3 protein-coding genes are annotated in these 8,955 nt (G+C 37.0%); 2 read left to right on the top strand and 1 reads right to left on the bottom strand.

Features of this window, described 5'->3' with window-relative positions; translation table 11 throughout:
* Positions 1–821 precede the first annotated feature (821 nt).
* Together BLP44_RS09155 and BLP44_RS09150 are read left to right on the top strand one after the other, a co-directional pair.
* Positions 822–1,961, top strand: coding sequence for an FIST signal transduction protein (locus tag BLP44_RS09155; protein WP_091131970.1), 1,140 nt, complete (start codon positions 822–824; stop codon positions 1,959–1,961).
* Positions 1,962–1,963: 2 nt separating this feature from the next.
* Entirely contained in the window at positions 1,964–4,987 is a 3,024-nt protein-coding gene (locus BLP44_RS09150; protein WP_091131967.1) for a PAS domain S-box protein, read from the top strand.
* Between the two features lie 1,019 nt (positions 4,988–6,006).
* Here BLP44_RS09150 and BLP44_RS09145 read toward each other — a convergent pair.
* Positions 6,007–8,802: a M16 family metallopeptidase gene (locus BLP44_RS09145; RefSeq protein WP_091131963.1), complete on the bottom strand. Its 2,796-nt coding sequence runs from the start codon at positions 8,800–8,802 to the stop codon at positions 6,007–6,009.
* Positions 8,803–8,955: the final 153 nt, after the last annotated feature.

Raw genomic sequence — 8,955 nt, 5'->3', positions numbered from 1 at the left:
GTTAGTTAGTTAGTTAGTTAGTTAGTTAGTTAGTTAGTTAGTTAGTTAGTTAGTTAGTTAGTTAGTTAGTTAGTTAGTTAGTTAGTTAGTTTTTAGAGATCTTTTTATTGTTGTTTTTGTTTTGATTTTGTTTTTTTGGCCGGCGATGGTGTAGCTGGTAAAGAGTGCGATTGATTTTACCGACAGATATATTTGAGAGTTATTTGATCGCGGATGGTTTAGTGAGATTGGTAAGGTGATGGTTCGAGTCTATTCACGCTGCCAGGCAAAAGGTGTTTTTTTTTGAAGAAAGGCCTTTTTTTATGTCTCATTTCGATAATAATAAAGTTTTGCCTTATAAAAAAATGATTCGTAAATCCTTCTTGAGTTATTTTTTTAAGATCTTATGAAACCTCGATGAAATGCAATATTTTTCGTTTAAGCGTCAAATGTGTAGGATTTTTTTTGTATTTTAGTATAATAAAAATATAATGAACTGAAGATGAGTGTGTTCTTTTTTTTTGAAGATGCTTCTTTTTTTTGAGAAACTATAGATAAAGAAAATTATTCGAATATATATTTTCAGGAAATGCCGGAGAACATAGGGACATCCTATCGATTTTGGCCCTGCTCAATGTATGAAAAAAACGCTGCTATTGCTGAAGGCCCATTTTTTGGAGACAGAAATGAAAACGGATCCTTTCCTGCTAAAAAAATAAGGCACTAAAAGGAGCCTGCTTCGAAAATTATGCTTGATAGCCTGAAAAAGCAATAATGCGCTAAAACGGCCTTAATGGGATTTATAACTTAATTCAAATCAGTCAAACTAAAAAGCGATTTAAATGAAAACAGCTGCCATTTTATTTGAAAACGATTCTTTCAAAAAAGAATTCAATAATGATAATTTAGATTTCGCTGACTGCGAGCTGGTTTTAGGCTTTGGCTCAAGGGATTTATTGGCAGATGGGAAAATTTTCACCCAGTTAAGGAAAAGATTCCCATCTTCGGAATTGGTCTTATGCTCTTCAGCCGGGGAAATTTATGGGAACGAAGTGATGGACAATACCATAAGCCTGACAGCAATTAAATTTTCTTCGACTCAAATTAAAACCTGCGAAGTTGATATAGCAGATTTTGAGAATAGTTTTCAGGCAGGCTCTTCGCTGATAAGGAAGTTTAGACAGAATCATTTAAAATTGGTTCTCATACTTTCCGATGGAGGAAAGGTGAATGGTAGCGAGCTGGCAAATGGAATGAATTCGGTGAAAGAAGAGCAGGTACTAATTGTAGGCGGTCTGGCTGGCGACGGAGCAAAATTTGAAAAAACACTCGTCGGATTGAATAGAATGCCGGAACAGGGCAAGATAATAGCGATCGGATTCTATGGCGAGAAACTCTTGGTTTCACATGGCTCATTGGGCGGGTGGGAAAGTTTCGGGTTGGAGAGGCTGGTTACAAAAGCAGAAGGGAATGTTTTATATGAAATCGACGGAAGAAACGTATTGGATCTTTACAAGATTTATTTGGGGAAATATGCTGAAGAACTGCCAGGTTCGGCGCTTCTTTTTCCGCTGTCAATTAAAATTGACGGGACAGATGAGCCTATTGTCCGAACCATCCTGTCAATAGACGAAAAAAATCAAACCATGACTTTTGCGGGCGATGTTCCAACAGGCAGCAGGGTGCGCTTCATGAAAGCTAATTTTGACCGCCTCATAGATGCGGCAAGCGAAGCCGCTTTGTCCTGTCTGCAGGTTAATAGCTTTGCTCCTAAGCTGGCTCTCTTAATCAGCTGCGTCGGAAGAAAATTAATTTTGGGATCCAGAATCGATGAAGAAGTTGAGGCCGTGTCAGAGATTTTTGGCAATACCGCTATTGCAGGATTTTATTCGTATGGGGAAATTTCGCCCTTAAAGCCATTTGGAGACTGCATACTGCATAATCAGACCATGACCATCACCTGCATTAATGAAATGAATTAGTTATGGAGCTTCATAAACTTTTGCAGAGGCAGATAAATAAAAATCTGCCTGCCGAGCTGCAGGACAATCCATCTTTCCAATCCTTTATAAAGTCGGTTAATGATTCGTATTTATCTTTCGAAAGGGATAAGGATCTAATGGATCATTCTTTCCAGGAAAGCGAAAAGGAGTATAACGAGGTGCATCAGAATTTAAGAAATGAGTACAATTTAAAACAGCTGTCAATTCTAAATTTGTATAAAAGCCTAAATGAGCTGGACGAGAGGTATGTATCTATTAAAGAAGATGAAAAGAATGATCTTCTTTTTATTTCAAAATATTTAGGTGAGGAGATCGCAAAAAGGAAGGAAACGGAGAAAAAATTAGTGCAGACCGCACAGTTTTTAAAGGCATTATTGGAAAACCTGCAATCGGGAATTTTAGTTGAGGACAGCAGCGGCACCATTTTGTTTGTGAACCAGCATTTATGCGATATGCGCGGCATTAAGGCTCTGCCTGATGAAATGATTGGCAAAAAGTCCAGTGAATATATAGATGATGCCCAGCTGCTGTTTAAAGACGTAGAAGCCTACAGAAGGAGGATAGATGAAATTTTGCTTCGCAAAGAAATTGTTACCGGAGAAATACTTGAAACAGTGGACAACCGCTTTTTTGAGCGCGATTACATACCCATAATGGTGGAGAATGAATACATTGGTGATCTCTGGAAATCCAACGATGTGACGCAGAGCACAAAGAGCAAAAATCTGCTCAAGCAGAGTGAGGAGCGCAACCGCATTATCATGAACTCGTCGCTCAATGCGATAGTAACCATTGATACATCGGGAAAAATAACTTTTTGGAACAGCCAGGCAGAGATTATTTTTGGATGGAGGAAGGAAGAGGTTTTAGGCAAGACATTAAATGATACCATAATACCTAAACGGCACAGCCAAGAACATTCAAGAGGCCTAAAGCGTTATCTCAAGGCAGGTGATGGCCCTGTCTTAAACAAACAGATTGAGCTTCCCGCATTACATAAGGCCGGATATGAGTTTCCCGTGGAAGTTTCGATAATACCCTTAGAACAGAACGGGGAGGTTTTCTTCTGCTCTTTCATGCAGGACATTTCTGAAAGGAAAAAAACGGAATCTAAATTAAAGCTTCAAGAGGAGAAGTATCGAAATATTATAGCCAATATGAATCTTGGGCTGATAGAAGTAGATAATGATGACATAATCCGATATGCCAATCAAAGTTTTGCCGATATATCCGGGTTTGAAGCCAAGGAGCTGATCGGTTTAAGGGCTTCAGATGCTTTTGCATTCGGCGATAATGTAGAAAAATTGGAAGCTAAAAAAAAATTAAGGGAAAAAGGCGTATCGGATGTTTATCAGATGCCTGTCAGAAATAAAGGAGGACAGCTCAGGTGGTGGGCAATAGGGGGAGCGCCCAATTATGATGACAAAGGAAATCTGGTTGGATCAATCGGCATTCATTTGGATATTACCGAGCAGAAGCAGATGGAGATTGAACTTGAGAAGGAAAAAATCAAAGCAGAACGTGCCTCAAAGGCTAAAGAGGCTTTTTTAGCCAATATGAGCCATGAAATAAGAACGCCGCTAAATGGCATAATCGGCTTTTTGAGAGAGCTGCAAAGGCAGCCGCTAACAGATCTGCAGAAAAAATATGTGGAAAACAGCGCTGTAGCATCCAGACACCTGCTGTCTATCATCAACAATATTCTGGATATATCAAAAATCGAAGCAGGCGAGATGTCGCTGGAAGTAGAAGACTTTGTTTTTGAGAAGGTAATTGCCAATGTTGCCAATGTGCTTGGGCCATTGGCAAAGAAAAAGGGGCTGAAGTTAAGCAGGCAGATTTCCAAAAATGTCCACAAAATACTCAAAGGAGATATATTGAGGCTGGAGCAGATACTGTTTAACCTGATTGGAAACTCCCTAAAATTTACCAGTAGAGGCGGAATAACTCTAAAATGCGAAGTGCTGAAGGATGCTGAAAATTTTCAAAGACTTGAAATAGCGGTAATCGATACGGGAATAGGAATGGAACAAAGTTTTGCAGAGAAAATATTCAATAAATTCTCTCAAGAGGACAAAGCGGCTAACCGGAAATTTGGCGGAACAGGACTGGGAATGGCCATTACAAAAGAGCTGATTCAGCTCATGAAAGGCGAAATTAAGGTTAAAAGTCAAAAGGGGCAAGGCACTGAGATCAGTTTTGTAATTGATTTGGAAAAAGGGAATATCAATGCCATCAGAAAGACTGAAAAAGAAATCAATGTCGACATTTCTGGAATAAGCGTTCTGCTGGTTGAAGACAATGTCATCAACAGGATGGTTGTCATCAATTCACTGAAGTACTACGACTGCATTGTCACTGAGGCTGCTGATGGACTGGAGGCTCTGGAGATTTTGAGAAATAAAAGTTTCGATATTATATTAATGGATGTTCAGATGCCTGAAATGGATGGCATAGAGGCAACAGTAAAAATAAGGGAGGAATTGAAGCTGCAGACACCGGTGATTGCCCTTACCGCCAGCGCTTTCAAAAGCGAAGTCTACAGATGCAGAAGTGCGGGAATGAACGATTACATTACCAAGCCTTTTGAAGAGTTTGACCTGATTGAAACCATTTCTAGGCATATAGTTCGGCAAGAGGGCATTGCCAGGGGAGTGGGTTCGCTAGAAAATGAGAAGCTCTACACCCTTAAAAATCTGGAATCCATAAGCAGGGGAAATGCTGAGTTTGTTGAAAAGATGGTTAGAGTTTTTATTGATCAGATCCAAGAGGTGGTTCCAAATGCGGAAAAGGCGATATCTTCAGGTGATTTTTCAGCTCTGAGCCAGATAATGCATAAGATCAGGCCAAGCATTGAAAGCATGGGGATTTTTAGCATTATTGATGAAATTAAAGTTTTGGAGCAGAGCAGTGAAGGTAAAGATAAAGAAATGATAGGAAGCTTGTTCAGTAAAATAAAAGATACCCTGCTTGCAGCTTTGCAGCAGCTGGAAGAAGACCGGTAATGCTTCAAAGTTAGCGATAAGGGATTTTTGATTCCCGACCTTTTGGAATTGAATGGTTTTAGGGAAATTTGGGTCTTGCTTCAAAGCTAGCGGTATGGAAATTTAGATTGCTAAGATCTTGGAATAGAATAAATATCGGTGAACAATAATTTAGAGATGAGCAGTATTGCTTATCTTTTTTGTTTTTAATATTGTCTTTATTAAGCTAAAATCCTGTATTGCGGACAGGAAATAAACCAATTTTTTTGCTTTAGTCGAGCGACAATTATATTTGAAAGAATGAAAGCAATAATTCTAATTCTGATTTTGAGCAATAATTAGGAAAAAAAGAAATTATGAGTCATAGTTCCTCGTCATTCTTAGTGTTTGAATAGTGTTAAGTTATCGAATCATAAATCAACTATGTACTGTTTTTCATTTAAATACATACCCTGATGCAGCTTGCTGCTAGTTTTAAAGAAATAAAATAAAAAATGATTAAAATTCAGCCGTGTTTACTAGCATAAATAAAAAATGGCACCAATTGTCTTCAATTGGCGCCATTTGGCTTTGTGACCTCGACAGGACAAATTACAAAATCATTTTTGGATGATTTGAAGAAATTGGCTTACTATATGTAGGGTCTGTCTTCCATTTGCTTTGTATTTTTGGTTTAGATGTCCTGTTGGGGATTGATGCAAAAAATTATAAAAACTCAATTGGTTCATGTCTGTAAACTAACATACAATTCTACAAATATTATGGAGGACTTGAAAAAAATGTTATGATTAACGTAGAATTGTCTTTGTTTGCTCAATGAATTACTATAAGCGATTTAGGTTTTATGGCACACGGTAATCCCTTTCAGTAAAAATTTAAATCATTACTGAAAAGATTTGAATGGAGGCTGTTAAGATGATTTTGAAACTAAAAAGGCTGTCATACAGACAGCCTTTAAAACTAATTAAAATAAAAAAAATAAAAAAATCGATAAGAATATTTTAAACCTTGAAACTAAAAAATGGGATTAAAATTGATTCTTACTTTGCTTTCATAAACACTTCTACACTGTTTGATTTCTTCAAGGCGTTTACTGTAAATTCGTTTAAATCTTTTGCCGTGATGGTGTTTAATGTATTTTTAAGAAGTTCCATATCAAATGGTGTTTCGTCGTTTCGAACATACGATGTCAGTACGTTTAACCAATAACTATTCTCTTTAATCTGTTCTTGATGATTCTTAAGGATTGATTGTTTGATGTCTTCCAGCATATTCGCAGGAATATTTTCGGTTTGTACTCTTGCCAATTCTGCGTGCACAATTTTTATTAACGCATCTGCTTTGTCAGGATTACAGTCAAAATTGATTTCTAAAGAGTATAAAGGGGAAGGCGATTGTGACAAATTGGCTCCAACTTGTACTCCGTAACTGCCTCCTTCTTCTTCACGAATGGTTTCTAAATAACGTTTTTTCAGCCATTCCGAAACTATAAAACTCAGAATTTTGTTCTTTTTAGAATAGATTACATTTTGATTTTCTAAATGAAGATAAACAGTTGTTTTTGGCGTATCCATTGTTCTGAAGATTGTTTTTTCAGTATTTCCGTCTTTCATGTAAATTTTATGATCGACGTATTTTTCTATTTTTTCGTTTGATGGAATATTGCCTAAATACGTATTGATTACTTCAATATCTTTTTCAGAAACGTTTCCTACGAAAAGGAAAGTAAAATCTGCTGCATTAGAAAAACGTTCAGTATAGAATTTCTTTGCTTTATTAAAATCAAAAGCATTGATAAAGTCTTGATTCAATAGCCAATTGCGTTTATTATAATTGCTGTTTAAAACCGAAATTGTATCGCTTAATGCTTTTTCGTTGCTATTGTGAGCATTGTTGAGTTTGTTTTGGTACTGTTCTTTAATTTTGTCAAAAGTATTCGTATCAAATCTCGGATGCTGAAAATATAAGTAAGTAAGCTGTAACAAAGTTGTTAAAAATTCTTTATTGCTGCTTCCGTTAAAACCTTCATACAAACCTCCAATATAGGGACTCACGCTAGCCGTTTTACCAGTTAGTTTCTTTTTTAAATCAGTAAACTTATAATCGCCTAAACCAGAATATGAAGCCACACCAGTAGCAATCTGAGCTGACGGAAGATACTGCCAGTCTGCAAGCGAATTTCCTCCTGCGCTGTAAGCCGAAAACAAAATCTGGTCTTTGCTTAATGTGGTTGGATAAATAATCACTTTTGCACCGTTGGCTAAAGTATATTGTTTCGCATTCGCGAAAGCTTTGATATCGCTGGTTTTTACAATCGCTTTTTCTGTCAATTGCTCTTTTACCAATGAAGCTGTAAGTTCTTCTTCTTTGTACGGTTCCAGTTTAGTATTTGAAATGATTTTCATGGCATTCCAATACTCATTTGCCTCTGGAAATTTAGTTATAGCATCTTCTGGAGCAGAAACCGATAAGATTAAACTTTGTTTTGGTTCTAAAGCTCTAAAAGCGGCATTTACCTGCTCGAGTGTAACTTTATCTAAGAAGCTGTTCATCCATTTGTACTCTTGATCCATTGTCATAACTGGATTGGCTTCTAGGAAATACATCTGAAATTGTTCTGCCCAGGATCCGTTGCTGATTTTATCTTTATTTGCAAGACGATTGTCATAACTGCTTCGCATTTTGGTTTTCAAGCGGTCTAGTTCCTGCTGTGTAAAGCCGTTTTGAATAGCTCTTTCATATTCTCTATACGCTTCTGAAAAAGCTTCTAAAAATTTGCCTTTTTTAGGGGCAATATTCAATGAAAATTTGCTGTCTAATCTAGAAAGATTGCTATTAGATATTCCAAAAGATAAACCAGCCGTTTCATTATTCAAGATATATTCTCCAAAACGAATATTCATTAACTGCATGGCAAGGCTTTCCTGCATGCTTTTCGCCATTTCAGTTTCGTTTTGCACTAAAGGTTTTGGTATCGTATAGCAAAGTGAAATTCCCGAACGCTGTAATTCTTTATCGGTTGCCAGAACATACCGATTGTCTTTCTGCACCGGAATTTTTTCGTATTCCCTTTTGTTGATTTTCTTTGGGGCTGGTATAGAACCGAAAATTTCTTTAACATGTTTCTCGATTAACGCCACATCGATATCTCCCACAATAACGACAGCTTGGTTTTGAGGCTGATACCATTTTTTGTAATAGTCTCTTAAAACTTGATATTTGAAATTATTGATGACATTCAAATCTCCAATAACATTTCGTTTTGCATATTTTGAACCTTGAAATACTACTTTGTCTATTTTTTCTCCCGCTCTGTAATCGGCGTTTCTTCTGGTGCGCCATTCCTCACGAATAACGCCTCTTTCTGCATCAATTTCGTTGTCGGCCAAAAGTAAATAACCTGACCAATCGTGAAGTACATACATGCAAGAATCCAGTAAAGTTTCGTTGTCAGCCGGAACATTGCTTATGTTGTAAACGGTTTCGTCATAAGCCGTGTAAGCATTGATGTCTTTTCCAAAAGAAACACCTTGTTTTTCCAGCATATTGATAATTCCTTTTCCTTTAAAGTGTTCCGTTCCATTAAAAGCCATGTGTTCCAGAAAATGAGCTAATCCGTCCTGATCATCGTTCTCTAAAATTGCTCCAACATTTTGCACGAAATAGAAATCGGCTCTGTCTTTCGGCCATTCGTTGTGCATGATGAAATATTGCATTCCATTTTTAAGCGTTCCATGTGCCACTTCTTTAGGCAGTGGAAAAGTAGTTTTAAACTGCGCAGAAACCTGAGTTAAACCCAAAAATAGGAAATGCGCTAAAATTAATTTTGTTTTCATTGTTGATCCTTATTGTTCTTTTTTTTGATTGAATTTTAGTTGGAATAGGGTATAAGAAGTCCCAGCTATTCATTTGAAGGTCTCGAGAGAACCCCTCAAACAATAGTTTTTTTTACACATAGAAGCATAGTTGCTAGACTTATAAAAGGCGTT

The organism is Flavobacterium anhuiense (genome assembly GCF_900101855.1).
In the GTDB taxonomy this organism is placed as follows: domain Bacteria; phylum Bacteroidota; class Bacteroidia; order Flavobacteriales; family Flavobacteriaceae; genus Flavobacterium; species Flavobacterium anhuiense.
The sequence above is the reverse complement of the archived record's forward strand: the minus strand, read 5'-3'. Positions and strand labels throughout refer to the sequence as shown.

Excerpts from the sequence above, each read along its gene's own strand:
- BLP44_RS09155 (WP_091131970.1), top strand. The coding sequence starts at position 822 with ATGAAAACAGCTGCCATTTTATTTGAAAACGATTCTTTCAAAAAAGAA.
- BLP44_RS09150 (WP_091131967.1), top strand. The coding sequence starts at position 1,964 with ATGGAGCTTCATAAACTTTTGCAGAGGCAGATAAATAAAAATCTGCCT.
- BLP44_RS09145 (WP_091131963.1), bottom strand. The coding sequence starts at position 8,802 with ATGAAAACAAAATTAATTTTAGCGCATTTCCTATTTTTGGGTTTAACT.